The following is a 26,364-nucleotide window of genomic DNA, read 5'->3' as shown; positions in this document are numbered from 1 at the left end:
CGGCCGACCGGCCCAATCGCCCTGAACCCGCCGACCGAACCGACCAGGCCGCACGACAGGCCGAGACCAGGAAGGTCCAGGCCGAGACCAGATAGGCCCACAAGGCCCACGAGGTCCGGCCAGCACAGGAGGCCAACAGGGCCCGCATGACCCGCATGCCCCGGCCGGAGCCCACCCGTCCCACCACGGGCAGCAGGCCGACCGACCGGCCCGCCCCGGACGAACCCACCGGTCGACGGCCCCGGAGCTCACCGACCGGCGCGCGCACCGAACCGCACATGATCTGCACCCCTTCCCCCAGGACATCCAGCCCTCGACTCACCACCTGACCAGCCCGGTTCGCCGACCGGACGCCGGACGTCGCACCGCTCGAGCCCCCCGAGGAACCTCCTTGAACGCCACCCCCATCCCGGAAGAAAGCGGGGACCAAGGCCCCCAGGGACGCCCCGTTCCGCTCGCCGAGTCGGTCCCTCCACAGCGAGGACGGACCACTCGGCCCGACCGGCCCCGCGACGACAGGGGAGACCTCCTCGAACACCCTGACCCGCACCGCGCCGCGCAGGCCGCCGCCGTGGAGAACCTGCTGCGCTGCTGGGTGCGCGAGACCAACCTGCCCGCGCCCACCACCGGCACCCTCCGCATCCCGCTGCCCGCCAGTGGCACGGCACTGATCATCCCGGTCCACCACTGGTCCCCGACCGGCTGGCACCGCTTCGGCCCGCCCCGCCTGACCGGCGCTCCCGACACCGCCCCGCCCGTCGACGCGGTCACCCTCGCCGCCCTGCTCACCCGCGAAGCGACCGCAGAGCCCGCGGCCACGGCCGACCGAGCCGAGGACAGCGCCGCCCATGCTCCTGGCGACACCCCCGGCCTGTGGGCCGCGCCGGCCGACGGCGACCTCGTGGCCCGGGTCGGCGACTCCCTGCGCCGTACGGTCACCTTCATCGCGGACCGGCGCGCTCACCCCACCGACGGTCCCGACCGCTTTCTCGCAGCCGAGCAGGCACTGGTCCTCGGGCACCCGCTGCACCCGACCCCGAAGAGCCGCGAGGGCCTGACCGAGTCCGAAGCCCGGCTCTACTCACCGGAACTGCGCGGCTCCTTCCCCCTGCACTGGATCGCGGTCGCCTCCTCCCTGCTCGCCACCGACTCGGCCTGGACCGAGCGAGGCCGCCCCGTCCCCGCGCCACGGCTCATGGAACGCCTGGCCGGCTCGGCCCTGCCCCTGCCCGACGGCTGCGCCGCCGCCCTGCCCCTGCACCCCTGGCAGGCCCGCGACGCAGCTCTCCGCGAGGAGACCGCCGCTCTCCTCGATGCGGGACTCCTCCGCGACCTGGGCCCGCTCGGCGCCCCCTGGCACCCCACCTCCTCTGTACGCACCGTCCACCGAACCGGCGCTCCCGCGATGCTCAAGCTGTCGCTCGGCCTGCGCATCACCAACTCCCGCCGCGAGAACCTCCGCAAGGAACTCCACCGCGGCGTCGAGGTGCACCGCCTGCTGCGCACCGGCCTCGCCAAGCAGTGGCAGGCCGCCCACCCCGGCTTCGACATCGTGCGCGACCCCGCCTGGCTGGCCGTCGACGGCCCGGACGGCCGGCCCGTGCCGGGACTGGACGTGGTGGTCCGGCACAACCCGTTTGCCCCGACCGACGACGTCTCCTGCGTCGCCGGGCTGGTCACGCCTCGGCCCCTCGACGTCCCCTCCGCGGACGGCAGTCCCCACCGGTCCCGCTCGCGGCTGGCCCAGGTGGTCTCCCGGCTCGCCGAACGCACCGGCCGACCCGTCGGCGCGGTCAGCGCCGAGTGGTTCCTGCGCTACCTGGAGCAGGTCGTCCGTCCGGTGCTCTGGCTCGACAGCGAGGCCGGCATCGCCCTGGAAGCGCACCAGCAGAACACCCTGCTTCTGCTGGACGCCGACGGCTGGCCCACCGGCGGACGCTACCGCGACAACCAGGGCTACTACTTCCGTGAGTCCCGACGGGCCGACCTCGACGCCCGACTGCCGGGCATCGGCGAGCACAGCGACACCTTTGTCTCCGACGAGGTCACCGACGAACGCTTCGTCTACTACCTCGGCATCAACAACGTGCTGGGCCTGATCGGGGCGTTCGGTTCCCAGCGGCTGGCCGACGAACGGCTCCTGCTCGCGGCTTTCCGCCGGTTCCTCACCGCCGCCGTCGCAGGACCCGCCCGACTGCGCACCCCGCTGCCCGGCCGCCTGCTCGACTCACCCGTCCTGCGGTGCAAGGCCAACCTGCTGACCCGGCTCCACGGCCTGGACGAACTCGTCGGCCCGGTAGACACCCAGTCCGTCTACGTCACCATCGCCAACCCCCTCCACACCGCACTCTCCTGAACTCACCGACACCGCCACCGCCCGAGGAACACGACCCACCTCGTCTCCTGAGAGGAGCGCACCATGCCTCCCGCCGACGCGAGCGCCGACGCAGGCCCCGTCCCCGTGCACCCCGGACGCTCTGGCCATCCCGGCCATCCCCGCACCGCCGAGGACGTCAGGGACTGCGAGGACACCCTGGACCTTCGGCTGCCCGACGAACTCCTCACCCTCATCGCAGGGAAGAGACCCGAAACCGACGAGCGAGCCCCTGGGCTGCACCGCGACCGGCCCGGCCCCCTCGGCTCACCCGACCTGCTCGACCAGGTGGGCGCCTGGGGCCCCGTCGAGACCTCCGTCGGCCTCTTCCACCTGAGGCCGGTCCACGTCGAACGCGACCTGCCGGTCATCAGCGCCTGGATGAACGAACCCGCCGTGGCCGCGTACTGGCAGCTGGCCGGCTCACCGGCGCAGACGGAGGACCATCTGCGCGCCCAGCTCACAGGAGACGGACGAAGCGTGCCGTGCCTGGGCACCCTCGACGGCACCCCGATGAGCTACTGGGAGATCTATCGAGCCGACCTCGATCCGCTCGCCCGCCACTATCCCGCCCGCCCGCACGACACCGGTCTCCACCTTCTCGTCGGCGATGCCGCCGACCGGGGCCGGGGACTGGGGTCCGCCCTGCTCAGAGCCGTGGCCGATCTCGTACTCGACCGCCGACCCGGCTGTGCGCGGGTCATCGCGGAACCCGATCTTCATAACACCCCCTCCGTGGCCGCCTTCCTCAACGCGGGCTTCCGCTACGCCGCCGAGGTCGACCTGCCTGGCAAACGGGCCGCCCTCATGATCCGGGACCGGTCCCTACGTCATCTGATGTAGCGCTGAGTAATGGCACGTACACATGTAGTACGAAGCGGCGACCGGTCGAGTTCCCGGCCGTCCGGAAGAATTCCGAGAAGTTCCGAGCGGAATTCCGAGCGAGATTCCGAGCGGCCCGGCCCGTGGCAGGCCCGTGGCAGGCCCGTCGCCCCTGACCCGCCCGCCCAGGAGTCACCGGCGTGATCCCACCCACCGGCCCCGCCTTGATCGCCCGATTGTCAGCGCCGGGTCGTAGGGTGGTCGCGCTATGACGAAGCCCTCACTCCCCGAACTCCTGCATGCCGCTGTCACAGCTGTCGGCGGCACGGAGCGCCCCGGCCAGGTGACCATGGCCGAATCGGTCGCAGAAGCGATCGACGACGGATCCCACCTGCTGGTCCAGGCCGGCACCGGCACCGGAAAGTCGCTCGGCTATCTGGTGCCCGCGCTCGCTCACGGGGAGAGGGTCGTCGTGGCGACGGCGACCCTCGCCCTGCAGAGACAGCTCGTCGAGCGGGATCTGCCGCGCACCGTCGACGCCCTGCACCCGCTGCTGCGCCGGCGCCCGGAGTTCGCCATGCTCAAGGGCAGGTCCAACTACCTGTGCCTGCACCGGCTGCACGAGGGCATGCCGCAGGACGAGGAGGAGGGCCTCTTCGACCAGTTCGAGGCGGCCGCGCCCACCAGCAAGCTCGGGCAGGACCTGCTGCGACTGCGTGACTGGGCCGACGAGACGGAGAACGGCGACCGCGACGACCTCACGCCGGGCGTCTCCGACAAGGCGTGGGCCCAGGTCTCGGTCTCCTCCCGGGAGTGCCTCGGCGCCTCCAAGTGCGCCTATGGCGCCGAGTGTTTCGCCGAGATGGCCCGAGAGCGCGCGAAGCTCGCCGAGGTGGTCGTCACCAATCACGCCCTGCTCGCGATCGACGCCATCGAGGGCGCCCCGGTACTCCCGCAGCACGAGGTGCTGATCGTGGACGAGGCACATGAACTGGTCTCCCGGGTCACCGGCGTCGCCACGGGCGAGCTCACCCCGGGCCAGGTCAACCGCGCGGTCCGGCGCGCCGCCAAGCTGGTCGACGAGAAGGCCGCCGACCAGCTCCAGACCGCCGCGGAGGGCTTCGAGCGGCTGATGGAGCTGGCTCTGCCGGGCCGTCTGGAGGAGATTCCGGAGGATCTCGGCTACGCCCTGGCGGCGCTCAGGGACGCGGCTCGCACCGTGATCTCCGCGCTCGGTACCACCCGCGACAAGTCCGTCCAGGACGAGGACGCGGTCCGCAAACAGGCGCTGGCCTCCGTGGAGACCGTGCACGACGTCGCGGAGCGGATCGTGAACGGCTCCGAATGGGACGTCGTCTGGTACGAACGCCACGACCGGTTCGGCGCCTCGCTCCGCGTCGCCCCGATGTCCGTGTCGGGCCTGCTCAGGGAGAAGCTCTTCGCGGACCGCTCGGTCGTCCTCACCTCGGCGACCCTCAAGCTCGGCGGCGATTTCAACGGCGTCGGCGCCTCCCTGGGCCTCGCCCCGGAGGGCACCGAGGGCGACGACCTCCCGAAGTGGAAGGGCGTCGACGTCGGCTCGCCCTTCGACTACCCGAGACAGGGCATCCTGTATGTCGCCAAGCACCTGTCGCGCCCCGCACGGGACGGCGACCGCGCAGACATGCTCGACGAACTGACCGAGCTGATCCAGGCCGCAGGCGGCCGCACCCTCGGCCTGTTCTCCTCGATGCGGGCCGCTCAGCAGGCCGCGGAGGAACTGCGCGTCCGCATTCCCGAGTTTCCGATCCTGCTGCAGGGTGAGGAGACTCTCGGCGAACTGATCAAGAACTTCGCTGCCGACCCCAGAACCTGTCTCTTCGGCACGCTGTCGCTCTGGCAGGGCGTGGACGTCCCCGGACCCAGCTGCCAGCTGGTCGTCATGGACAAGATCCCGTTCCCGCGTCCGGACGACCCACTGATGAGCGCCCGGCAGAAGGCCGTCGAGGACGCCGGAGGCAACGGCTTCATGGCGGTCGCCGCCACCCACGCCGCGCTTCTCATGGCGCAGGGCGCCGGCCGGCTGGTGCGCGCGTCCGGGGACCGCGGCGTGGTCGCCGTGCTCGACCAGCGGCTGGCCACCGCGCGATACGGCGGCTACCTCAAGTCCTCACTGCCCGACTTCTGGTACACCACGGACCGTAACCAGGTCCGCAAATCGCTGGCCGCGATCGACGCGGCGGCACGGCAGGCCGAGTCGGAGGCCGAGTCGGAGGCGGAGTGATCGGGGCGGCCTGACCCGCACCGCTCAGGCCGCCCGCGGCCGTATGCGATGCCATGCGGCGGCCCCTGCGTGCCAAGCGTCCCCGCGAGCCCGCCTGCCTCTGCAATCCCCCGCGGCCCAGGTGGCCCACGGGGTCCCGCAGCGGGTGGTCGCCGGGCCGGGACAGTACAGGGCCCCGGAACCGGCGCAGGGGTTCCGGGGCCCGATCGGAGGGCGGGCGGTGGGGCCGCCCGCCGCAGGCGTCACACGCGCCGCAGTACCGCGACGACCTTGCCCAGGATGGTCGCGTCGTCGCCGGGGATCGGCTCGTAGGCCGCGTTGTGAGGGAGAAGCCAGACGTGGCCGTCCTCGCGCTTGAAGCGCTTGACGGTGGCCTCGCCGTCGAGCATGGCGGCGACGATGTCGCCGTTCTCGGCGACCGGCTGGCGGCGGACGGTGACCCAGTCACCGTCGCAGATCGCGGCCTCGATCATGGAGTCGCCGACGACCTTCAGCACGAACAGCTCGCCGTCACCGACCAGCTGCCGGGGAAGTGGGAAGACGTCCTCGACCGACTCCTCGGCGAGGATCGGCCCACCGGCGGCGATCCGGCCGACCAGCGGGACGTAGGACGCGGCGGGTTTGCCGGCGGTGTCCGTGGGCTGCACGGACACTGCCTGGTCCGAGCCGCGCACCTCGTACGCGCGCGGGCGGTGCGGGTCGCGGCGCAGGAAGCCCTTGCGCTCCAGTGCCATCAGCTGGTGTGCCACCGAGGACGTGCTCGACAGGCCGACGGCCTGGCCGATCTCCCGCATCGACGGCGGGTAACCCCGTCGCTGCACCGAGTCCCGGATCACCTCGATCACCCGGCGCTGCCGGTCGGTGAGGCCCGAGCTGTCCGCCCGGATGCCTGGAGGTCGGCCCGGCAGAGAACGCTTGTGTCCCTCGGGATTCACGGCTTCGTTCATGGCATGCACCGGGTCGAGTCGGCCCTGGGAGCGGTCCTGGGCGGTGATGGTGGCACTGTCTGCGGTCGTGGTCACGTCGGCCCCTCTCGATGGTCTCCCTGCTGGACAACGGTAGTTGCTTTCGAAAGGTTGCGCCAAACACACGTTCGAGTGAAAAAACGCGGTTCACCGTACGTGATCACATGTCTGGGTGTATGGCTCACGCGGTACCCGGCGGGCAAAAGGACCCATTGCTGTACCCTTCACCGCCGGACCGATGGCTTTGTGGGTGTGCCCAGTGTGCCATCCGGACCCTCGCCGACCGGGAGGTCCGTCCCCATCTGCGCTGGAGTCGCACGCGACCTCCGTGTGGCGCCCACGGTATCTCCGTATCCGCCGCAGCGGTACGTGTGCGACACGCGCGACCTGGCGATGTATCAGCCAATCACCACATCTAGTGGTTGGCTTGCTACGGCAGCCCACAAGTTGTGGTCCCCCGGGTCCCCGGCTCCTCTGAGATCGCCTATGCTTGGGGCTGCTTCGAGGGGTCCGTGTGGCCCAGTGAGGCTGTTGAGTCTGCTGTGAGGAGGGTTGGAGATCATGCACTGCCCCTTCTGCAGGCACCCCGACAGCCGCGTGGTCGACAGTCGTACGACCGACGACGGCACGTCGATCCGCAGGCGCCGCCAGTGCCCGGACTGCTCCCGTCGTTTCACGACCGTGGAGACGTGCTCGCTCATGGTGGTCAAGCGGTCCGGAGTCACCGAGCCGTTCAGTCGTACCAAGGTCATCAACGGTGTGCGCAAGGCATGCCAGGGGCGGCCTGTCACCGAGGACGCGCTCGCCCAGCTCGGCCAGCGGGTCGAGGAGGCGGTGCGGGCCACCGGAAGCGCCGAGCTGACCACCCACGACGTGGGGCTGGCCATACTCGGCCCGTTGCAGGAGCTCGACCTCGTCGCCTACCTGCGATTCGCCTCCGTCTACCGGGCGTTCGACTCGCTCGATGACTTCGAGGCCGCGATCGCGGAGCTCAGGCAGGCCGCGCAGGACCCGGCCGCGGACGGCGAGGACGCGGGAGCGGGGAGCCAGGAGGACGAGCACGGGCCAGGCGGGGCCGCGCAGGCGCCCGCACCCGTTCACATCGCCGGCTGACGGGCGGACCGGAACCGGGCGGAGGACCCGGATCCGGTGGTCGGGCGGTGATCCAGGACTTGTCGCGGGCGGCGGCCGAAGGCGCCCGCGACGTGAGAACAGAACAGCGTGTCACGGGAACATCGTGGCATTTCAGGGCGTTTTAGCCCGTACAGGGAGGCGGCATGACAGAGACGGCGAGCGGTCCGGCACGGAGTTCCCGCGCGAAGGCCACCAAGGCCGGCAAGGGACTGCGTATCGAGCGCGTCCACACCACCCCCGGCGTGCACCCGTACGACGAGGTGAGCTGGGAGCGCCGTGACGTCGTCATGACCAACTGGCGCGACGGCTCGGTCAACTTCGAGCAGCGTGGCGTCGAGTTCCCCGACTTCTGGTCGGTGAACGCGGTCAACATCGTCACCAGCAAGTACTTCCGTGGTGCCGTGGGCACCCCGCAGCGCGAGACCGGCCTCAGGCAGCTGATCGACCGCATCGTGAAGACGTACCGGAAGGCCGGTGAGGACCACAAGTACTTCGCCTCGCCCGCCGACGCCGAGATCTTCGAGCACGAGCTGGCGTACGCCCTCCTGCACCAGATCTTCAGCTTCAACAGCCCCGTGTGGTTCAACGTGGGCACCCCGCAGCCCCAGCAGGTCTCCGCCTGCTTCATCCTGTCCGTCGACGACTCCATGGAGTCGATCCTCGACTGGTACAAGGAAGAGGGGATGATCTTCAAGGGCGGCTCCGGTGCCGGCCTGAACCTCTCCCGGATCCGCTCCTCCAAGGAGCTCCTCTCCTCCGGCGGCAACGCCTCCGGCCCGGTCTCCTTCATGCGTGGTGCCGATGCCTCCGCCGGCACCATCAAGTCGGGTGGCGCCACCCGGCGCGCCGCCAAGATGGTCATCCTCGACGTCGACCACCCCGACATCGAGGACTTCATCGAGACCAAGGTCAAGGAGGAGGAGAAGATCCGCGCCCTGCGCGACGCGGGCTTCGACATGGACCTGGGCGGCGAGGACATCACCTCCGTCCAGTACCAGAACGCCAACAACTCCGTCCGCGTGAACGACGAGTTCATGAAGGCGGTCGAGCAGGGCGGCGACTTCGGGCTGCGCGCCCGGATGACGGGCGAGGTCATCGAGAAGGTCCAGGCCAAGAGCCTGTTCCGCAAGATGGCCGAGGCGGCCTGGGCCTGTGCCGACCCGGGCATCCAGTACGACGACACCATCAACCACTGGCACACCTGCCCGGAGTCCGGCCGGATCAACGGCTCGAACCCCTGCAGCGAGTACATGCACCTGGACAACACGTCCTGCAACCTGGCCTCGCTGAACCTGATGAAGTTCCTGAAGGACGACGGCAAGGGCAGCCAGTCCTTCGACGTCGACCGCTTCACCAAGGTCGTCGAGCTGGTCATCACCGCGATGGACATCTCCATCTGCTTCGCGGACTTCCCGACCCAGAAGATCGGCGAGAACACCCGGGCCTTCCGCCAGCTCGGCATCGGCTACGCCAACCTCGGCGCGCTGCTGATGGCGACCGGTCACGCCTACGACTCCGACGGCGGCCGCGCCCTCGCCGGTGCCATCACCTCCCTGATGACCGGCACCGCGTACAAGCGCTCCGCCGAGCTCGCCGCGGTCGTCGGCCCGTACGACGGCTACGCCCGCAACGCCGACGCCCACAACCGCGTCATGAAGCAGCACGCCGACGCCAACACCGCGGCCGTCCGCATGGACGACCTGGACACCCCGGTCTGGGCCGCCGCCACGGAGGCCTGGCAGGACGTGGTGCGCCTCGGTGAGAAGAACGGTTTCCGTAACTCCCAGGCATCCGTGCTCGCCCCCACCGGCACCATCGGTCTCGCGATGTCCTGCGACACCACCGGCGTCGAGCCCGACCTCGCCCTGGTCAAGTTCAAGAAGCTGGTCGGCGGCGGCTCCATGCAGATCGTCAACGGCACGGTCCCGCAGGCCCTGCGCCGCCTGGGCTACCAGGAGGAGCAGATCGAGGCGATCGTCGCCCACATCGCCGAGAACGGCAATGTGATCGACGCCCCCGGCCTCAAGCACGAGCACTACGAGGTCTTCGACTGCGCCATGGGCGAGCGCGCCATCTCCCCGATGGGCCACGTCCGCATGATGGCGGCGATCCAGCCGTGGATCTCCGGCGCCATCTCCAAGACGGTCAACATGCCGGAGACGGCGACCGTCGAGGAGGTCGAGGAGATCTACTTCGAGGCCTGGAAGCTCGGCGTCAAGGCGCTCGCGATCTACCGCGACAACTGCAAGGTCGGCCAGCCCCTCTCCGCCAAGACGAAGGAGAAGGAGAAGGAGGAGATCGCCGAGAAGACCGAGGCGACCATCCGCGAGACGGTCGAGAAGGTCATCGAGTACCGCCCGGTCCGCAAGCGCCTCCCGAAGGGTCGTCCCGGCATCACCACGTCCTTCACCGTCGGCGGCGCCGAGGGCTACATGACGGCCAACTCCTACCCGGACGACGGCCTGGGCGAGGTCTTCCTGAAGATGTCCAAGCAGGGCTCGACCCTCGCGGGCATGATGGACGCCTTCTCCATCGCGGTCTCCGTCGGCCTCCAGTACGGCGTGCCGCTGGAGACGTACGTCTCGAAGTTCACCAACATGCGCTTCGAGCCGGCCGGTATGACGGACGACCCGGACGTGCGGATGGCGCAGTCGATCGTCGACTACATCTTCCGGCGCCTGGCACTGGACTTCCTGCCGTTCGAGACACGCTCCGCGCTCGGCATCCACTCCGCCGAGGAGCGCCAGCGGCACCTGGAGACCGGTTCGTACGAGCCGTCCATCGACGATGACGAGGTCGACGTCGAGGGCCTGGCCCAGTCGGCGCCGCGTGCCCAGGAACTGAAGGCCGTCGCCGCCCCGAAGGCCGAGGTGGCCAAGCCCGCCCCGAAGCAGGCGCACACCAGCGCCGAGTTGGTGGAAATGCAGCTGGGCATCCAGGCCGACGCACCGCTCTGCTTCTCCTGCGGTACGAAGATGCAGCGGGCCGGCTCCTGCTACATCTGCGAGGGCTGCGGCTCGACCAGCGGCTGCAGCTGACGAACTCGATGTGACATGACGTAAGGGGCGCCGGCCATGGCCGGCGCCCCTTACCGTGTGCCTGGTCCGGGCGGTCGTCCGCCCTCAGGGACGGCCGAGTCCGCCCATCTCCTGAGTGAAGACCACGGGGTCGTCCTCGAAGCCGTGCAGGCCGGGGCGGAAGCTCCAGTCGCCTGAGCCGTCGCGCACGAACTCCGCGACGGTGGCCGCCGTCGCCCCGAGGACCGAGCCGAAGTCGTCCTCGGCCAGCACGGTGTAGCCTTCCCGGACGCGGACGGCCGGGTTCAGGACGTTCACGAACGTCCGGTGCGTGGGCCGTTGCTGGATGACCACTCCGACCACCACCCGCGTGTACCTGGTCGAGAGCCGGTCCAGTTCGAGCGTCATCACCTCGTCCCAGCCGAAGCCCTTGCCGTCCTGACTGTCCCGGTTGAGAAAGATCGTGCCGTCGGGCGAACGGCTGTCGAAGTGCACGAGATAGGCCGGAGCCCCGTACGGGTCGGCCGTCGTGAACGTCCCGGCGATGACGTCCAGATCGGTGGGCGGCTGCCCGGAAGGGCTCGGATCCCACTTCACCGCGACCTCGACCTTGCGGATCGCCTTGCTGAAACCGCTCACCACGCGTCCCCTTCCCCCTAGAGGTCACTACCCCAACTGATGGTTTGCCAAGGCTCTTTGTCCATCGTGCCATGCGCGCGGGGGCGCATGCGCGGGTGATCTCAGCCGGAGCGTGACCAACGCCACGCCCCATGGCCTTACGATGGCGCGGTGCTGGTCAAGTGGATTCGCTGCACCGTGGTTGACCGCCGCGGCTTCGAGCGGGGGCAGCGGAAATGGGCGGGGCTTCCGGGGGAGCCGGGATTTCGGGGACAGGGCGGGGGCTGGAGTCGACAGCGACCTGGAGTGGCGCACATCTTCGCCTTCTGGGAGAGCCGTGCCTTCTACGACTCCTTCATGGCGCGCTCGCACGACCGCCTGGCCGCGTCCCAGTCCGGCACGTACAAGGACCAGCAGGTCAAGCTGTTCGAGTACCGGTTCGACGTGAAGACCGGCTTCGAACCACGGTTCACGGACAGCGACCTCGTCCGGGTGGCGCTCTGCCGGGTGCACGAGGAGCGCGTCGAGCACTTCACGCTGATGCAGGAGAAGGTCTGGAACCCCGCGATGGCGGGCTCGCCAGGCATGATCCGCGGGATGTTCGCGGAGGCTCCGGAGCACGAGTTCATGATCCTCTCGATGTGGCGGTCGGCCGCCGAGCACGGCAAGTACCGCACCGAACGGGTGGAGCGGCTGGCGCTCCGCGCCCAGACGGAGGCCGACATCGCGGCCCTCACGGGCGACATCGTGGAGCTCGAACCGAGCTGGATCGTTTGAAAAGCAAACCCATGACGGGTGTGACCTGCGCTGTATGGAGCCCGTCCGAGTGCTCGATTTTTCGTCACTCGATCTAGGGTTTTGGCATGGCACGACCACGGCGCATCGTCCTTGTCCGGCACGGCGAGTCAACCGGCAATGTCGACGACTCCGTGTATGAGCGGGAACCCGACCACGCGCTGGCCCTGACCGAGCGGGGCCGGCGACAGGCGGAGGAGACCGGAAAACGCATCCGGGAGATCTTCGGCCGGGAGCGCGTCAGCGTGTACGTCTCCCCCTACCGCCGTACCCACGAGACCCTCCGCGCCTTCCACCTCGACCCGGATCTCATACGCGTGCGCGAGGAGCCACGGCTGCGCGAGCAGGACTGGGGAAACTGGCAGGACCGCGACGACGTGCGGCTGCAGAAGGCGTACCGGGACGCGTACGGGCACTTCTTCTTCCGCTTCCCGCAGGGGGAGTCCGGTGCCGACGTGTACGACCGCGTCGGCGGCTTCCTGGAAAGCCTGTTCCGCAGCTTCGAGGCCCCGGACCACCCGCCCAACGTGCTCCTGGTGACCCACGGCCTGGCGATGCGGCTGTTCTGCATGCGCTGGTTCCATTGGACGGTCGCGGAGTTCGAATCGCTCTCCAACCCGGGGAACGCCGAGATGAGGATGCTCGTGCTCGGGGACGACGGGAAGTACACGCTCAACGAGCCCTTCGACCGCTGGCGGGACCCGGAGCCCTACTGGATGAGCGGCTAGGCTGGCCGTGATGACCTCCTCCCCCGAATCCCCGGCCCCAGGGCGCCTGGAACGCGCCCTGGCCAGCCTGCGCGGACTCGCCGTCGGCGACGCGCTGGGCTCGCAGTTCTTCGTGCCGGAGAACTACCCGCTGCTGAAGCGACGGGAGCTGCCTCCGGCACCCTGGCAGTGGACCGACGACACCGAGATGGCCTGCTCCGTCGTCGCCGTCCTGGCCGCCCACCAGCGCGTCGACCAGGACGCGCTGGCCCATTCCTTCGCCACGCACCACGACTTCGACCGGGGTTACGGCCCCGCCGTCAACCGCCTGCTGCGCCTCGTCCGGGAGGGCGGCGACTGGCGCGAGCTGGCCGCCGGACTCTTCAACGGACAGGGGTCCTGGGGCAACGGCGCGGCGATGCGGATCGCGCCGCTGGGCGCCTGGTACGCGGACGATCCGGAGCAGGCCACCCACCAGGCCGAGATCTCGGCCTACCCCACGCACCAGCACCGGGAGGCCGTGGTCGGTGCCATGGCTGTGGCGGCCGCAGCGGCGCTCACGGCCGCGCCCGGCGGCCCGCCGGGTCCCAAGGCACTTCTGGACGGGGTCGTCGCCCTCGTCCCCAGGAGCGCCGTCGGCCAGGGCCTGCGGCGCGCCCGCGACATGCTCGACTACGACGACCCCGGCACGGTCGCGGCCGTCCTGGGCTGCGGACGGCGTACGACCGCCCATGACACCGTTCCCTTCGCCCTCTGGTCGGCGGCCCGCGCCCTTGGCGACTACGAGACGGCGTTCTGGGCCACCGCACAGGTGGGCGGCGATGTGGACACCACCTGCGCCATCGTGGGCGGCGTGCTCGCGGGCGCGACGGCGGGCGCGCCGCCGACCGCATGGGCGGACTGGACGGAGGCACTGCCGGAATGGGTGCCCGCGGCCACGGGGATCGGCGCCGGCGAGTGAACGGCTGACATCGGCAACGGACCGTGCGGACCGTGTGCGACGGCGGCGCGGCGCGGCGCCGGAGAAGGTCCCGGCGCGAGTCAGTGACGCCGCCTGGGGGGCCGTCGAGCCGTTTGTGCCGGCCGGTGGCCGGCCGTGGCAGGCGCCGAACCGCTTCCCCGCCGGAGGTCCGAGGCGGCTACATCCTGGAGGAGCTGCCCCGGAGCCTTTCGGCGTCTAGCCGAACGCTTCCGTCGAGTACCACCATGAGTTGGCAGGGGGCAGTCACGGTGAGCGCGATGCCGGGGCGCCTCTGCCGACGGGCGGCACCTGGTTTCTGATCCGGTATCAGCTGAGAGGTTGCCACTATGGATCCGCCACGAAGCTGTCAGTGAACGCCCGCGTTCACTCAACCGCGCGTCGTGTGCCGAGTCCCCCTCTGCCGTCGCACCTCGCGTCCCCCTCGCTCTGCGATCCCTCGCTTCCCCTTGCCTGCTGGAGAGACTCAGAGCGCGAAGACCTCTTGGCCCTGTGCCGGCAGGCCCGGGACGCGATGTTCTCCCGTCCCGGCTTCGCGCTGCGGTCGGTGATTCACGAATGCGATCAGCGACAGGTTGAACGTTTCCGTGGCGTGATCTTCAGTGGGGTCGTGGGGCCGACGATCCGGCTGATCGGTGACATCATCACCCGTGGGATCGAACGCGGAGAGGTGCGCGCCGACGCGCTCAACGGCTATGTCCTTGACGTCATTCCGACGATGATGATGTACCGCAACAAGATTTCTGGAAGCGAATGGAGCGACCGGGAGATCGAAGAGATGATCGACCGGCTCGTGCTTCCGCTGCTGCTGTCGCGCGGGGTGTGAGCCACGGCTCCGGCGGTCTTCGGCATCGTCGGGCAGCCGGGGTGTCGCTCGGGGATCGGCGCGGCGTACCCTAAGGGCGCCATGCCGTACGAACCACCTACTCACACCGTCGAGCGTTCCCTTCGCGCCACGACCGGAGCCAAGGTCATTGCCGGTGTCGACGAGGTGGGGCGCGGGGCCTGGGCCGGTCCCGTCACCGTCTGTGCCGCGGTCACCGGTCTTCGCCGACCGCCCGAGGGCCTCACCGACTCCAAGCTCCTGACCGCCAAACGGCGTACCGAACTTGCCGGAACGCTGCACGGGTGGGTCACGGCCTACGCCCTGGGGCACGCCTCGCCGGAGGAGATCGACGACCTCGGGATGACGGCCGCACTGCGGCTGGCGGCGGTCAGGGCCCTGGAGACCCTGCCCGTCCGTCCTGACGCGGTCATCCTCGACGGGAAGCACAACTACCTCGGCGCCCCGTGGCAGGTGCGCACGGTCATCAAGGGTGACCGATCGTGTGTCGCCGTGGCTGCGGCGTCGGTGATCGCCAAAGTTCAGCGCGACAAAATGATGGCCGAACTGGGTACCGACCATGCAGACTTCGGATTTGCGGACAACGCCGGGTACCCGTCGCCCGTGCACAAGGCCGCACTGGAGGAGCGGGGCCCCACCCCGTACCACCGGTTGTCGTGGGCGTATCTTGATGCGCTGCCCCAGTGGCGGCACCTCAAGAAGGTCCGCAGCTGGGCGGAGGGAAGCGTTCCGGAGATCGAGGGTCAGCTCGGCTTCGATTTCTGACCTTCCGGTCGCACTGTTGTGCCACCCGGTTCACGTGACCTGCACCAATGTTTGATAAATATCAGCTCATGCCTCTCATTCCCGAGGAGCCTCAGATTCACGAGAGTGCCCAGGGTCCCCGCGCCACTCCGGCCAGTGGCCGTACCGCGCCGACCCCTCGTCCCGTACCCGGCCCCCGCCCCGCGGCTCCGTCGCGTCCCGGTCGTCCCGGCCCTCTGCGGCCCACGCCGCCGGTGCAGCGAACGCCGCGTGACGTGGCCAAGCCAGGCCAGCCCGGCCCGGCCGTCCCCGCCGCGGCAGCGGCGGCCCCGCAGATCCAGCTGATCCCGGCCTCCGTCGAGAGCGCTCTCGACGCGGCCGAGGAGACAGTGGACCTGCTCCTCGACTCGGGTCGTGCCCCCGGCGACGTGCTGGTGATCACCACCGGCGCGCAGCACCCGTGGGCCGATCACGAGCTGTCCTTCGGCGAAGCCTCCTACTGGGCCCAGCACGACGCGGGCGACGACGTCTTCTACGCGGACGCCGCCGTCGCTTCCCGTGCCGCGACCCGCTCCGTGGTCGTGGTCGCCCTCAACGGCGGCTCCGACGCCGTCGCCGCCACCGCCCTGCCCCTGGCTCTCTCCCGGGCCGGCGCCCTGCTGATCGTCTGCGGCGACCCGCAGCGCATCAACGCGGTGCTCGGCGCGGGCGTCTGAGCTTCCTCCGGCGCCTCTGGGACACCGGAGGTACCGAAGAGGCCGCAGTGGTGACTCGCACAGTGGTCCCTTTGTCGTGCCCGGACGACGGGCAAGGGCCGCCGACCGTCGCGAAGCGGCTGTTCGGCGGGAAACGCGGGAAACGAGAGATCCGGCGCGCGGGCACCGGGCCGGATCCGTCAGGTGACCGGCCGACGGGGGTCCGTCAGGTGACCGGCCGAACGGGGGCGGAGGGGCGTCCGCGACGAGTTCTGCTCCGGCGCTGAGCGCGGCGCCACCGCCGAGCACGTCGAAGGCCAAGTCCGGGGCGTGGCGCCCGGCGAAGCGTGCCCGGCGGGTGCTCCCGCCCTGGGCCGGGGCTCAGCGGGCGGCCGCGCGGCGCAGTACCTCGGAGGCAGCGCCTCCCGTCCGCGGCGCCAGCGGTGGGGCCTCCGACAGGGCGAAGGGCTCAGGCGGTGAGTCGGCGTTGGGCCGCCGTCCACCGCGGCCTTCGCCGAGCACCTGCCAGCCGTCGTGGGTCAGCGTGATGTACGCCCCGCAGCGCAGCCCGTGCAACGTGCAGGCGTCCCGCAGCCCCCACATCCAGGCACCGTCCTCCTCCGTCCAACGCGCGTCGCCCTCGCGGCAGTAGAGCAGCACGGCTGTCCGCACGGGAGTGCGGCGACGAAGGTCGTGCGGGATGACTCTGCGCAACTGGTCCAGCAGCACGTTGCGGAACATCCAGCCGTCGGCCGGGGCCGAGCGCCGACCGAAGGAAGCGCTGGCACACAGCCGTTCCTCCGGATCGAGAACGGCGACGACCGCGGTGCCGGGACGCGGCAGATGCCGGGCATGCAGGCCGCTGACGACCTCACGAGGGTTGCGCAGCAATGGTATTCCGGCGTCGGCCCACTCCGCGGGCTCAAGCAGACGACTGGCGGACGCGGCGGACGCGGACGTCGAGAACGACGCCGCCGAGGACGGAGCGAATCCGAAGGTCACGTTCCTCCCTTCGGCTACGCGCCCACACAGCGGGCGAGACGGATTCGGGGCCGCGCGCACCGCAGCAAAGCCCAACCGGATCACGGACGAGCCGTGCGGGGAGCGGACCTCAATTCTTCCTGTCGAACTTGGATGCGGCAACGAGCAAATGGGGCCACCGACTGTTATCTGATGGTGTGTGCCATATATCCCTACCCGGTGAGGCGTCCGGCGACCCATGGGACGTTCGAGCGCGGCACGTGCGTACGCCGAACCCCGCACCCGGTTCGAACCATGAGGGGCCCGGTCAGCCCTGAACGGCGAGGACCAGCGGCAACACCCCCCGCGCCCCGGACCTGCGGAGCATGCGTGCCGCGACCGCCAGAGTCCAGCCGGTCTCGGTGAAGTCGTCCACGAGCAGGACCGGCCCCTGGACTTCGGCGAGAGCGGTGGCGAGGCCGGGCGGCACGGTCAGCTCACCGTCGAGAGCCTTCAGGCGCTGGGCACTGTTGCTGCGCGAGATGCGTGGCGCCTCGCCGGCGTACTCCACGGAACCCAGCAGGGGCAGTCGGCCGACCTCCGCGATGCGCGCGCCCAGCGAGTTGATCAGCAGCGGCCTGGAGCGCGAGGCGACGGTGACGACCCCCACGGGGCGCGGCTGGGCCTCGGTCGCCCCGGGGGCCCAGCCGCCGGGACCCTTCGCCCAGTCGGCCAGCACCTCGACCACGGCACGGGCGACGTCGTCCGGCACCGGCGCGTCCTCGGCCTGGGGTGCGAGCAGAGGTCGTAGCCGATTGCCCCAGCCGATGTCCGACAACCGTCCCAGGGCCCTGCCCGCCGAACTCTGTTCACCGGCAGGAATGCGTCCCTTGAGATCGATGCCGATCGCCGGCAGGCCGGTCGGCCACATCCGGCGGGGCTCCACTTCGACGCCCGCGCGGTCCAGGTCGACCCGAGCGGCGTCCAGTGCGGCAGCGGAGGTGTCGGCCGTGAACCGGGGTCGAGCGCAGTTGTCGCAGCGACCGCAGGGCTTGGCGCCCTCGTCGTCCAGCTGACGCTGCAGGAACTCCATCCGGCAGTCCCGCGTGGCCGCGTACTCGCGCATCGCCTGCTGCTCGGCCTCGCGCTGCCGGGCCACCCAGGCGTACCGCTGCGCGTCGTACGCCCACGGCTGCCCGGTCGCGATCCAGCCGCCCTTGACCCGCCTGACCGCGCCCTCCACGTCGAGCACCTTCAGCATGGACTCCAGCCGGGAGCGGCGCAGTTCCACCAGCGGCTCCAACGCGGGCAGCGACATGGGTCCGGCTGCCCGGCCGAGGACGTCCAGGGTGCGGCGCACGAGGTCCTCCGCCGGGAAGGCGAGCGAGGCGAAGTACTCCCAGATCGCCTCGTCCTCCCGGCCGGGCAGCAGCAGCACCTCGGCGTGCTCGACACCGCGGCCCGCGCGGCCCACCTGCTGGTAGTAGGCGATGGGGGAGGACGGTGAACCGAGGTGCACCACGAACCCGAGGTCGGGTTTGTCGAAACCCATGCCGAGCGCCGAGGTGGCGACCAGCGCCTTGACCCGGTTGCCGAGCAGGTCGTCCTCGGCCTGCTGCCGGTCGGCGTTCTCCGTCTTCCCCGTGTACGACGCCACGGTGTGCCCGCGCTGTCGCAGGAACGCGGTGACCTCCTCCGCGGCGGCCACGGTGAGCGTGTAGACGATGCCGGATCCCGGCAGTTCGGCCAGATGGTCCGCGAGCCAGGCCATCCGGTGTGCGGCGTCCGGCAGCCGCAGCACGTTCAGACTGAGGCTCTCCCGGTCCAGCGGGCCGCGCAGCACCAGTGCGTCCGAGGCGGCACCGGTCCCGAGCTGCTCGGCCACGTCGGCGGTCACGCGCGCATTGGCCGTGGCGGTGGTCGCCAGCACCGGCACGCCCGGCGGCAGGTCGGCCAGCATGGTGCGCAGCCGCCGGTAGTCGGGCCGGAAGTCGTGGCCCCAGTCCGAGATGCAGTGGGCCTCGTCCACGACCAGCAGTCCGGTCGCCGCGGCGAGCCTGGGCAGCACCTGGTCGCGGAAGTCCGGGTTGTTGAGCCGCTCCGGGGAGACGAGCAGGACGTCGACCTGACCGGCCGCGATCTCCGCCTGGATCGACTCCCACTCCTCGGTGTTGGAAGAGTTGATGGTGCGGGCGTGGATGCCGGCCCGTGCCGCGGCTTCCACCTGGTTGCGCATGAGCGCGAGCAGCGGGGAGACGATCACCGTCGGCCCGCTGCCCGCCGCCCGGAGCAGCGAGGTCGCCACGAAGTACACCGCGGACTTGCCCCAGCCCGTGCGCTGGACGACCAGCGCCCGGCGCCGGTCCGCGACCAGCGCCTCGATCGCCCGCCACTGGTCCTCGCGCAGCCGGGCGGCGCCCGTGTCGTCACCGACGAGGCGGGCGAGGACGGCGTCCGCCCGGGCCCGGAGTTCCGCGTTGCTCGTGTGCTCCATGCGTCCCATACAACAGGACGGAACCGACAGCCGGGCGGGCCTGTGGACAGCGAGACGGCTTTGTCGTGTCCCTGATTTGACTTATCCACAGGCAAAACCGGAATCACCGGATCTGCGAGATCGTCTGCGCATGACGAATCACGGCGAAACCACCGGACCCTCCGAAAACGGCGACATCACCCGAGGCGCGGTCCCCCTCGGGCTATCCATCCACGACGCGCAGGTCACCCTGCGCACCCCGGCCGAACTGGCCGACGCGCTGCCCTATCTGCTCGGGTACCGCCCCGAGGACAGCATGGTGCTGGTGGCCCTGCACGACCGCGCCGGCCGTGGCCGCTTCGGCGGCCGCGCCCGGCTCGGCATCCCCGCGAGCACGGACGACTGGGAGTCGGCCGCACGCCAGCTCGCTCACGGCCTGGTGACCGGCGGCGAGCGCCGGGGAGCCCGGCCCGAGCAGATGGTCGCCTACGTCTGCCAGGAACCGGCGCCCGGCGAATCGGGCCGGGACGTGATGCGCCGGCTCACGCCGCTGGCCCAGCTGCTGCGTACCGAGTGCGGTCGGCTCGACGTGCCCGTGATCGAGGCACTGTGCGTCTCGGACGGCCGCTTCTGGTCATACTGCTGCCCGGCCGAGAAATGCTGTCCCCCCGAGGGCGCCCCCATGGGCCTGCCCGGCACCTCCGTGCTCGCGGCCGCGGCCACCTACGCCGGGATCCAGGTGCGCGGCAGCCTGCGCGAGCTGCGGGCCCGGCTGCAACCCTGGGAGACCGGCGCCGTGCAGGAGCAGGAGATCGCGCTGGACAGCGCCGGAATGGCGCTGGTGCCTCGCATTCTCGACGACGCCCGTCGCGCGGACGTGGCCGAGGAGACCCTCGCCCTCGCCGAGCGGGTCATCCACCGTTACGCCGCCGCCCACCCCGTGTCCGGTACCCGTCAGGCGGACCTCCGTGACGACGCGCTGGTCTCCCACGGCGAGGCGGCGACGCTGATTCTCGGCCTGCAGGACCGTACGACCCGCGACCGCGCTGCCGCCTGGATGGAGGGCGACGAAGCCCAGCCCGCCCTGCGCCTGTGGCGAGCCCTGGCCCGTCGCTGCGTCGGCCCGTACGGCGAACATGCCGCCGCTCCCCTCACCCTGGCGGGCTGGGTCGCCTGGTCGACCGGTGACGACCTGGAGGCACGAGAGGCCCTGGCCATGGCCCTGGGCGCGGACCCCGACTACCTCTTCGCCCGCCTCCTCCACCAAGCCTGCAACGAGGGCCTGGACCCGGAGTCGATCCGCCGCTGCCTGCGGACGGAACGGACGGCCCGCACCGGCCCCGCGCGGGTGGCCGACACGGCAGTGGCGGGCGACGCCGCCCCGCTTCGTCGGGATGCCGAGGCCGGGAGCGAACCCCAAGTGGGTGCCGAAGCCGACGGCGCGCCGGTCCCTGCCTCCGGTCCCCGCCGTCGCCGCCCCCCGCGCGTCGGGGACGCCGCCGACGCCCGACGGTCCAGGCCGGAAGGCTCCCCGCGGCAGGCGCGCTCGGAACAGAGCGGTCCTGATTCGTCCAGGCCGGGCGGCGCACGCACACGCACACGCACACGCACGCGCACGCGTGCGGCGGAGCGAACGGAGCGGAGCGCGGCAGGGGCCGGCGGAGCGGCACAGGAGGGCGGGCTGTCGGGGAGCGGTCATGCCGAGGGGGACGAGTGACATCGGGACGGTCGTGGACGGCGGTCGGCCGAACTCGGCTCGGTGATCTCTGCCGCTGGGTCCGGAGCCTCATCAGAGCCGAGCGGCGCCGTGACCGACCCACCTCCCACGGCAACCGGATCGGTCCACCGGACCTGGGTGTCCCCTGCCATGGTGGCCGGCCGACCGGTCAGAACGACTCCGTACCGCCCCGGAATCCGATCGGCTTCGGCAGGCAGGGGCGTGACCAGGAGGAGCCCGTCCCCGTTCACCTGAGTGGCGGAACTCCTGGACGGGTTCTACCGCGCGGGTCGACGGCTTCTCGCGCGTTGTCAGGTGCGGGTCGCGGGTCGCGGGCCGCGACCCGCTCGCCGTGCAGGCCCGGATCCGGACGTCGTCGTGGAACGAATCCGGCACGCCGACGGCACCGAGCGCATCACCTTGCGCAACTGCGCACTCCACTCGCTGCGGCTACCGCTGGCAGCTGGGCGGGTGAGCCGCCGGCGGAAGGGCGTGCGGGTACGACGTCTCGGCCGGGGCGAAAGGACGATCGAGCGACGAACGCATGCCGGAACGAACGGGCGGCATGGCGGAGGAAAGTGGATCAGCCGTCGGAGTGACCACCGAAGGGAGTGTTTATCGTCAGGCAGACGACTATGATCACCGCATGCCCTACGACCCGTCAGCCTTTCCGCCGTTCGCCGTCACCGTGGACCTGGTCGTGCTGACCGTGCGGCGCCATGCCCTGTGCGCGTTGGCCGTGCGCAGGGGCGAGGCGCCGTTCCAGGGGCGCTGGGCGCTGCCGGGCGGCTTCGTGCGGGCCGACGAGGATCTTTCGCAGGCGGCGGCGCGGGAACTCGCGGAGGAGACCGGGCTGCGGGCCCACGACCCCGACGCGCCGGCCCAGGAGGGCGGAGCCCACCTGGAGCAGTTGGCGACCTACGGTGATCCCAAGCGGGACCCCCGGATGCGGGTGGTCAGCGTTGCCCATCTCGCCCTGGCACCGGATCTGCCCGCACCGCGCGCGGGTGGCGACGCCAGCAACGCGCGCTGGGCGCCGGTGGAGGAACTGCTCGCTCAGGGCGGCTACGGCCGGGACGGCGAGCCCGTCGCGCCACTCGCCTTCGACCATGCCCAGATTCTGTCCGACGGTGTGGAGCGAGCCCGTTCCAAGATCGAGTACTCGTCTCTGGCCACCGCGTTCTGCCCGCCCGAGTTCACGGTCGGCGAACTGCGCCGCGTCTACGAGGCGGTGTGGGGCGTGGCGCTCGACCCGCGCAACTTCCACCGCAAGGTGACCGGTACGCCCGGCTTCCTCGTCCCCACCGGCGGTACGACGACTCGTCAGGGCGGCCGCCCTGCCCAGCTGTTCCGGGCCGGCGGGGCCACGCTCCTCAACCCGCCGATGCTGCGGCCCGAGGTGTGACCGTCCGACCGCGCGAACTCGGCAAACGCCAAAACTCCCTATACCCGGAAAAACGGTCATTCCGCGCTATCTTCCCTAGGTGATCCAGGCCTTCGGACTGACCAGCAACCCCCGCAAGGCGCACCCGCCCGCCGTCGACGACGTGACCTTCGAAGCGGACGCGGGCCGCGTCACCGCGCTCCTGGGTGAGACGGGCGCGGGCAAGACCACGACGCTCAGACTGATGCTCGAACTCCAACAGGGGCGTGGGCTGACCTACTTCAGGGGCCGCCCCCTGCACCGGATCGCCCATCCCGCCCGTGAGGTCGGCGTACTCCTCGGTGACGTCCCCGGTCATCCGTCCCGATCCGTCCGCGGTCATCTGCGCATGCTGTGCGCGGCGACGGGGGTACCGGCCCGGCGCGCCGACGAAGTGCTGGAGGCGGTCGGGCTGGTCAGCCTGTGCGAGGAGCGCCTGGGCACGCTGTCGCACGGCATGGACCGCCGACTCGGCCTGGCCTGCGCCCTCCTTCCCGACCCGCACACCCTCGTGCTGGACCAACCCACCGACGGCCTGCCCACCCGGGAGGCCCACTGGCTGCACCGCATGCTCCGTGCGCACGCGGCGCAGGGCGGCACGGTCCTGTTCACCACCGCCGACCCGAAGGAGGCCGCCCGCGCCGCCGACCGGGTCGTCACCCTGAAGACCGGCAGGCTCGTGGCGGACCAGGAGGCCAGGGAGTTCGCCCGCACCCGGCTCCGACCGCGCGTGGCCGTCCGCAGCCCCCACGCCGACCGGCTCGCCGCCGTGCTCGGCAAGGAGGCGCGCGCGGGCCGCCGCTCGGTGGAGGTCGTCCGGGAAGGCGGTAACCGCCTCTCCGTGTACGGCAGTACGACCGCCGAAGTCGGCGAGGCCGCCTTCCGGCACGGCATTCTGGTCCACCAGCTCGCGGACGAGACAGGCGACATGGGGCCGGGCGCCGCCGTGGCGGAGCCGTCGGCGTACGAGGCACCGGAGGCGGCGTGGCGGGAGCCGTACCCTCGGGAACCGTACCCCCGGGAGCCTGCCGCCGCGGACGGGAACCGGTCGGCACACGAGCGTCCACCTGGGGCGAGCCAGGGTGAGCGGGTCGCGCGGGAGGACGACCGGCCGGCGCGTCCGCAGCCGGGCGGGCGAGAGGAACCTGCCGCGGGCCGGCAGGGCGCACCGCGCGCTGACCGGCGCCAGGGCGTGGACACGCACGCCGTCGCCCCTGCGCCGAGGGCCGAGCAGAGCGGCCCGCTGTCCACGGACGCCCCGAACCCCGCACAGCGGCCGCGCACCGCCGACCAGGAGCCGGGTCGAGGCCGGCCGACGGTGACCACGGAGCCCCCGGGCGCGGCTGAGGAACAGCCCTGCCGCACCGCCGCGGGGCCCACCGACGACTCGGCCGCCGCGTTCCTGCCCGTCACTTCGGACGGGGGGTTCTCCACCCCCGTACACCCCGGCGACCAGTTGTCCGCTCCGGCGGCCGGCAGGCCTTCGGCGGCGCCCGGCTTCGCCACGACGTCGGCCTCCCTGGGTGCCACCGAGCCCTCCGGGCATGCCGGGGCCACGAGGACGGCGCCCGCCGTCCCGGCCCAGCCGCCGGCCGCCGCTTCCGCCCAGCCGCTGACCCGCACGGTGCCCGTCGAGAGCCCGACGGCCCTCGACGCCCTGGCGGCCCAGTCGGCGACCCACGCCGTACCCGGCCATGCCACCGCGGCCCAGTCCGCCACCCGCGCGCTGCCCCTGGAAGCTCCCGCGCTACCGGAGGCCCAGTCCGCATCCGCCGAAGCCGCCGTCGACGAGCCATCGAACCGCGACGTGTCCGGGGAGAACCGCGCAGGTGGGCCGCCCGCTTGCTCCGGACCCGCGCACCAGGCCGGCGCCACGGGCGGTCTGGGCGCGCCGTCCCCGCTTCCGCCCCCCATCTCCGTACGGCCCGCCCCCAGTCCCCTCCGCCCCCTGCGCTACGAACTCCGCCGGGCTGCCGGGATCGGCGCCGGCTTCTTCACCTGCGGTGCCGTTCTGCTCGTGTCCGTGCTCACCGCCTTGCTACTGGCCCGGGTCGGGCACACCCCCCAGGCCCGGCTGTTCGCGGCCTGGCCGCGGGAGCTGCCGCTGCCCCCGGCGGCACTCGGCGCGGGTCTGCTGGGCGCGCTGGCCTTCGGAGACGAGTTCCGCCACCCCGCGCTGGCGGCGGACCGCGGCACCGTGCCCCGGAGACTGGGGCTGCTCACCGCGAAACTGCTGGTCTCCGGGGCCACCGCGGTACTGCTCTCGTTCCTCACCGTGGGCTGCGACGCCGAAGTGCTCTACCTCCTCTACGGTCGGGAGCTCACGCAGGTTCCCGCCGACTGGCCCCTGCTGACCGTGAGTTGGTTCGGGCTGATCGTCGGTTGCGCCTGGGCCGGGGTACTGGCGGCGGGCGTCTTCCGGTCCACCACCGGAGGCCTCGCGGCGGTGCTCGCCGTGCCCGTGCTCGTCGTGCCCGTCGTACACGAGGCAGTGCGGGGTACGGGGGTGCGGACGGCCGCCGGACTCCCGATGCGGTTGCGGGAGACGCTCCTGCTGAAGTGGCCCTTCGGGGGAGAGCGCTATCTGGTCGGAGCGGTCCGGGTGCTGGCCCAACCCATGGGGGGCGCGCTGGCGTTGTCGCTGGTCGCACTGGTCTGCGCGTATGTGTTCAGTACTTTGCGGACGAGGCCCCGGTGACCGCGGATCGGACGCTTGCGATCCCGTCGTGTGCACAACTCCCTACAGAAAGGCCATTTCCTTCCGATAAGGCGTCAATTGCGACGGGGTGAGCGATCACCCTTTCGTGTGCTTTTCACCAAAGACCTCAAGGGAGTTGGAAGCAGCGCCGACAAAGGATCCGTGAGTACCCTTGCGCACACCATGATGACCGCCGCTCGCTCCGCAGACTCTGGTCTGGTCGGCCCGGGCGAACTCGACCGCTACCCCTATGCGGAGGTCCCCGCCGCCGACCGTGTCGGTTCGCCGTCCTGGGAGGGCGCGGAGCCGGAGCTGGGCCGTGTGGGACGCCGCGCCGCAGGCAGCCGCGGCCGCGGACTGCACGGTCAACTCGTCCAGCAGCTGGGTCAGATGATCGTCTCCGGAGACCTGGGTGCGGACCGCCCCCTGGTCCCCGAGGAGATCGGCCAGCGTTTCGAGGTCTCCCGCACCGTCGTCCGCGAGTCCCTCCGGGTTCTGGAGGCCAAAGGCCTGGTCAGCGCCCGCCCGAATGTCGGCACACGCGTGCGTCCCGTCAGTGACTGGAACCTCCTTGACCCGGACATCATCGAGTGGCGGGCCTTCGGGCCGCAGCGCGACGACCAGCGCCGTGAGCTCAGCGAGCTGCGCTGGACGATCGAGCCGCTCGCCGCCCGGCTCGCCGCCGGGCACGGGCGAGAGGACGTCCAGCAGCGCCTGTGCGACATGGTCGAGATCATGAGCCACGCCATGGCGCAGGGTGACGCGCTGACCTTCTCGCGCGCCGACGCCGAATTCCACTCGCTGCTCATCCAGATCGCCGGGAACCGCATGCTGGAGCACCTCTCCGGCATCGTGTCGGCGGCCCTCCAGGTGTCCGGCGGCCCGGTCACCGGCTGCGACCGGCCGAACGAGACGTCCCTCGCCCAGCACGCGCGGATCGTCGACGCCCTTGGCACCGGAGACGGAACCGCGGCCGAGTCGGCGATGCGCCAGTTGCTGACCATCCACCCCGAGGTGGAGCGCGTGGTGCCCGCCCCGCGCGAGCACTGATCCGCGTCGAGAGCGGTGCGCTCGGTCAGTGCCGCGTTCTCGGGGCGCCGTCGCTCCGGGAACCCGCTTCCGTCGGCCGCCGCCGG

18 protein-coding genes and 2 pseudogenes are annotated in these 26,364 nt (G+C 71.3%); 16 read left to right on the top strand and 4 right to left on the bottom strand.

The window, feature by feature from the left end:
- The first annotated feature begins 406 nt into the window (after positions 1-406).
- The 3 genes from AB0M11_RS19940 (at position 407) to AB0M11_RS19930 (ending at position 5,459) form a co-directional block, all read left to right on the top strand.
- Complete coding sequence (locus AB0M11_RS19940) at positions 407-2,356, top strand: IucA/IucC family protein (protein ID WP_365707266.1); 1,950 nt, start codon at positions 407-409, stop codon at positions 2,354-2,356.
- Positions 2,357-2,419: 63 nt separating this feature from the next.
- A complete protein-coding gene (locus tag AB0M11_RS19935) occupies positions 2,420-3,217 on the top strand; it encodes a GNAT family N-acetyltransferase (protein ID WP_365707168.1) in 798 nt (265 codons plus the stop codon).
- A 247-nt stretch (positions 3,218-3,464) separates the two neighbouring features.
- Positions 3,465-5,459 (top strand): ATP-dependent DNA helicase, encoded by a 1,995-nt coding sequence (locus tag AB0M11_RS19930; protein WP_365707166.1) that lies wholly within the window; start codon positions 3,465-3,467, stop codon positions 5,457-5,459.
- A 242-nt stretch (positions 5,460-5,701) separates the two neighbouring features.
- On the opposite strand, the gene lexA is transcribed toward AB0M11_RS19930, so the two are convergent.
- Entirely contained in the window at positions 5,702-6,481 is a 780-nt protein-coding gene (gene lexA, locus AB0M11_RS19925; protein WP_089104346.1) for a transcriptional repressor LexA, read from the bottom strand.
- Between the two features lie 504 nt (positions 6,482-6,985).
- On the opposite strand from lexA, the gene nrdR reads away from it, so the two are divergent.
- Entirely contained in the window at positions 6,986-7,537 is a 552-nt protein-coding gene (gene nrdR / locus AB0M11_RS19920; protein WP_365707163.1) for a transcriptional regulator NrdR, read from the top strand.
- 164 nt (positions 7,538-7,701) lie between these two features.
- Positions 7,702-10,596 carry a vitamin B12-dependent ribonucleotide reductase gene (locus AB0M11_RS19915; RefSeq protein WP_365707161.1) on the top strand — a complete coding sequence of 965 codons (2,895 nt, stop codon included), beginning with the start codon at positions 7,702-7,704 and terminating at the stop codon, positions 10,594-10,596.
- Between the two features lie 84 nt (positions 10,597-10,680).
- On the opposite strand, the gene AB0M11_RS19910 is transcribed toward AB0M11_RS19915, so the two are convergent.
- Entirely contained in the window at positions 10,681-11,214 is a 534-nt protein-coding gene (locus tag AB0M11_RS19910) for a TerD family protein (RefSeq protein WP_365707159.1), read from the bottom strand.
- A gap of 150 nt (positions 11,215-11,364) precedes the next feature.
- On the opposite strand from AB0M11_RS19910, the gene AB0M11_RS19905 reads away from it, so the two are divergent.
- From AB0M11_RS19905 to AB0M11_RS19880, 6 genes and pseudogenes are all read left to right on the top strand, one after another.
- Positions 11,365-11,970: a YdbC family protein gene (locus AB0M11_RS19905; protein ID WP_365707157.1), complete on the top strand. Its 606-nt coding sequence runs from the start codon at positions 11,365-11,367 to the stop codon at positions 11,968-11,970.
- An 86-nt stretch (positions 11,971-12,056) separates the two neighbouring features.
- Complete coding sequence (locus tag AB0M11_RS19900) at positions 12,057-12,716, top strand: histidine phosphatase family protein (protein WP_365707155.1); 660 nt, start codon at positions 12,057-12,059, stop codon at positions 12,714-12,716.
- A 10-nt stretch (positions 12,717-12,726) separates the two neighbouring features.
- A complete protein-coding gene (locus tag AB0M11_RS19895) occupies positions 12,727-13,656 on the top strand; it encodes an ADP-ribosylglycohydrolase family protein (RefSeq protein WP_365707153.1) in 930 nt (309 codons plus the stop codon).
- Between the two features lie 484 nt (positions 13,657-14,140).
- Positions 14,141-14,500 (top strand): annotated as a pseudogene (locus tag AB0M11_RS19890) (TetR-like C-terminal domain-containing protein); the annotation flags it as partial.
- A gap of 81 nt (positions 14,501-14,581) precedes the next feature.
- Positions 14,582-15,283 (top strand): ribonuclease HII, encoded by a 702-nt coding sequence (locus AB0M11_RS19885; RefSeq protein ID WP_365707151.1) that lies wholly within the window; start codon positions 14,582-14,584, stop codon positions 15,281-15,283.
- A 68-nt stretch (positions 15,284-15,351) separates the two neighbouring features.
- On the top strand, positions 15,352-15,978 hold the full coding sequence (locus tag AB0M11_RS19880) for a hypothetical protein (RefSeq protein WP_365707149.1): 627 nt from the start codon (positions 15,352-15,354) through the stop codon (positions 15,976-15,978).
- A gap of 360 nt (positions 15,979-16,338) precedes the next feature.
- Here AB0M11_RS19880 and AB0M11_RS19875 read toward each other — a convergent pair whose 3' ends face one another.
- Together AB0M11_RS19875 and AB0M11_RS19870 are read right to left on the bottom strand one after the other, a co-directional pair.
- Complete coding sequence (locus tag AB0M11_RS19875) at positions 16,339-16,959, bottom strand: hypothetical protein (RefSeq protein ID WP_365707147.1); 621 nt, start codon at positions 16,957-16,959, stop codon at positions 16,339-16,341.
- 286 nt (positions 16,960-17,245) lie between these two features.
- A complete protein-coding gene (locus AB0M11_RS19870; protein ID WP_365707145.1) occupies positions 17,246-19,411 on the bottom strand; it encodes a RecQ family ATP-dependent DNA helicase in 2,166 nt (721 codons plus the stop codon).
- Positions 19,412-19,541: 130 nt separating this feature from the next.
- Between AB0M11_RS19870 and AB0M11_RS19865 the strand changes: the two genes are divergently transcribed.
- The 5 genes and pseudogenes from AB0M11_RS19865 to AB0M11_RS19845 all read left to right on the top strand — a co-directional run bounded on the left by AB0M11_RS19865 (position 19,542) and on the right by AB0M11_RS19845 (position 26,278).
- Positions 19,542-21,107: a DUF4192 domain-containing protein gene (locus AB0M11_RS19865; RefSeq protein WP_365707143.1), complete on the top strand. Its 1,566-nt coding sequence runs from the start codon at positions 19,542-19,544 to the stop codon at positions 21,105-21,107.
- 255 nt (positions 21,108-21,362) lie between these two features.
- Positions 21,363-21,566, top strand: a pseudogene (locus AB0M11_RS19860) (glycogen debranching protein); the annotation flags it as partial.
- 187 nt (positions 21,567-21,753) lie between these two features.
- On the top strand, positions 21,754-22,512 hold the full coding sequence (locus AB0M11_RS19855; protein ID WP_365707141.1) for an NUDIX hydrolase: 759 nt from the start codon (positions 21,754-21,756) through the stop codon (positions 22,510-22,512).
- Positions 22,513-22,591: 79 nt separating this feature from the next.
- Positions 22,592-25,228: an ATP-binding cassette domain-containing protein gene (locus AB0M11_RS19850; RefSeq protein ID WP_365707139.1), complete on the top strand. Its 2,637-nt coding sequence runs from the start codon at positions 22,592-22,594 to the stop codon at positions 25,226-25,228.
- A gap of 162 nt (positions 25,229-25,390) precedes the next feature.
- Complete coding sequence (locus tag AB0M11_RS19845) at positions 25,391-26,278, top strand: FadR/GntR family transcriptional regulator (protein ID WP_365707136.1); 888 nt, start codon at positions 25,391-25,393, stop codon at positions 26,276-26,278.
- Positions 26,279-26,364: the final 86 nt, after the last annotated feature.

Origin of the sequence: Streptomyces sp. NPDC051987, from assembly GCF_040680735.1 — a bacterium.
In the GTDB taxonomy this organism is placed as follows: Bacteria; Actinomycetota; Actinomycetes; order Streptomycetales; family Streptomycetaceae; genus Streptomyces.
The sequence above is the reverse complement of the archived record's forward strand: the minus strand, read 5'-3'. Positions and strand labels throughout refer to the sequence as shown.

Coding starts and splice junctions, on each gene's coding strand:
- AB0M11_RS19895 (WP_365707153.1), top strand. CDS start 12,727: ATGACCTCCTCCCCCGAATCCCCGGCCCCAGGGCGCCTGGAACGCGCC.
- AB0M11_RS19930 (WP_365707166.1), top strand. CDS start 3,465: ATGACGAAGCCCTCACTCCCCGAACTCCTGCATGCCGCTGTCACAGCT.
- AB0M11_RS19870 (WP_365707145.1), bottom strand. CDS start 19,411: ATGGAGCACACGAGCAACGCGGAACTCCGGGCCCGGGCGGACGCCGTC.
- AB0M11_RS19880 (WP_365707149.1), top strand. CDS start 15,352: ATGCCTCTCATTCCCGAGGAGCCTCAGATTCACGAGAGTGCCCAGGGT.
- AB0M11_RS19865 (WP_365707143.1), top strand. CDS start 19,542: ATGACGAATCACGGCGAAACCACCGGACCCTCCGAAAACGGCGACATC.
- AB0M11_RS19900 (WP_365707155.1), top strand. CDS start 12,057: ATGGCACGACCACGGCGCATCGTCCTTGTCCGGCACGGCGAGTCAACC.
- AB0M11_RS19935 (WP_365707168.1), top strand. CDS start 2,420: ATGCCTCCCGCCGACGCGAGCGCCGACGCAGGCCCCGTCCCCGTGCAC.
- AB0M11_RS19855 (WP_365707141.1), top strand. CDS start 21,754: ATGCCCTACGACCCGTCAGCCTTTCCGCCGTTCGCCGTCACCGTGGAC.
- nrdR (WP_365707163.1), top strand. CDS start 6,986: ATGCACTGCCCCTTCTGCAGGCACCCCGACAGCCGCGTGGTCGACAGT.
- AB0M11_RS19885 (WP_365707151.1), top strand. CDS start 14,582: ATGCCGTACGAACCACCTACTCACACCGTCGAGCGTTCCCTTCGCGCC.
- AB0M11_RS19915 (WP_365707161.1), top strand. CDS start 7,702: ATGACAGAGACGGCGAGCGGTCCGGCACGGAGTTCCCGCGCGAAGGCC.